Annotated in this window: 1 protein-coding gene and 1 pseudogene; both read right to left on the reverse strand. The window is 68.9% G+C overall.

Annotated elements, in window-relative coordinates; translation table 11 throughout:
* A pseudogene (locus ACWD5Q_RS35455) lies at nucleotides 1-653 on the reverse strand (M4 family metallopeptidase); the annotation flags it as partial.
* Between the two features lie 245 nt (nucleotides 654-898).
* Nucleotides 899-1712 (reverse strand): M4 family metallopeptidase (locus ACWD5Q_RS35460; protein ID WP_451431182.1); only part of this gene is annotated, 814 nt, incomplete at its 5' end.

Below are 1712 nucleotides of genomic sequence, written 5' to 3' on the forward strand. Positions count from 1 at the left end.
TCGTAGAGCTTCTTGCCGGTGGCGGCGTCGGTGATGACGTGGAGCTGGTTCGGGGTGCCGTCGTCCTGGAACCCGCCGATCACCGTCTCGTACGCGAGGACGGGCGTGCCGTTCGCCGCCCAGATCACCTTGCGCGGCGCGCTGTCGGCGGCGGTCTTCTCCGAGCCCGCGCTCTGCGCGGCCTTCACGGCCTGCTTCTCCGCCTTCGCCACGGTGATCTGCGGCTTGAGGGAGGCCACCTTGATGGCCGCCTTGGCCGCCTTGGTGACGCCCTCGGTCTTTCCGGACTTCGCGGTGTGGACCACGAGGTCGCCGCCCAGGACCGGGAGGCCGGCGTAGGTGCGCTCGTAGCGCGTGTGCACCGTGCCGTCGACGTCCTTCACGACGTCCTTGACGACCAGCTTCTCCTTGGTGCCGAGGCCGATCAGACGGGCCGTCTCGGCGGCGTTCGCCTGCGCCTGACGGACGAGGGAGGTGCGGGCCGTCGCGGACAGGGCGGCGGGGGCGGCGGCGAGGGGCGTCCTGCCGGCGGCGTCCGCCGGGGTCTGGGCCGAGGCGCCGGTGCTCAGACCGGTGGTGAGCAGTGCTCCGGCGGCGACGGCGGTGGCGATGGCCACAGCGGTGCGCTGGTGGCGTGCGTAGCGGGGAGTCACACAAGCTCCTTATGTGGGGGAGTCCGGCCGGCGTGGGGCTGCCGTCCGGAACGGGAGTGATGGTGCTGTGCTCGTGCGGCGGGTGAGGGAAGGGTGTCATCAACGACGCGTACATGTCAGGACCCAGAAGTGATGTTGACTCAAAGTCGACTGGCTGGTTCATGTTTCGAAAAGATGAACGAGCGCCGTCCCGAGGTGTCGCACCTCCGGGACGGCGCCCTGCCTCAGGGGCCCTGAACTGCGGGTTACGGGAAGGTGATCTTCCAGCCGTTGATCGTGCCGACGTCCTGCGCCGCCTGGTCCTGGACCTTGAGCGTCCAGGTGCCGTTGGCCGTTTCCGACGAGGCGTTGACCGTGTAGGTGTCGGTCACGTTGTCCGCGGAGTCGGAGGAGCTGAAGTTCTTCAGCCGGTACGCGGTGCCCGACGGGCCGATCAGATCGATCACCAGGTCACCACGCCAGGTGTGGCTGATGTTCGGCGTCACCTGGAGGTTGGCCGGCGCGTTGCCGGTGCGGCCGCTCACGGTGATCGACGAGGTCACCGCCGGTCCGTTGTCCGGGATCGAGACCGAAGTCGTGCTCTCGTACGACGTTCCGCCGCCGGTGCCGCCACCGGAGCGGGAACCGACCGCGATCGCCGCCCACGCGTCCTGCACGGCCTTGTACTCGGCGCTCGTGGTGCCGTACAGCTCGCCCGCCGCCGCGAGCGTGCCGGTGCGGGCCGACGCGTAGTTGGTGGTCGAGGTGAACTTCGTGGTGAGCGCCCGGTACCAGATCTGCAGGGCCTTGTCCCGGCCGATGCCGGTGACCGGAAGTCCGTCCGCCGTGGGCGAGTTGTAGCTCACGCCGTTGATGACCTTGGCGCCGCTGCCCTCGCTCAGCAGGTAGAAGAAGTGGTTCGCCGGGCCGGACGAGTAGTGCACGTCGAGCCCGCCGAGGCCCGAGTACCAACTGTCCTTGGACGCGCCGTCCTTGCTGGGCTTGTCCATGTAGCGCAGCGGGGTGCCGTCGCCGTTGATGTTGATCTTCTCGCCGATGAGGTAGTCGCCGGGGTCGGAG

The organism is Streptomyces sp. NPDC002513, assembly GCF_053595355.1.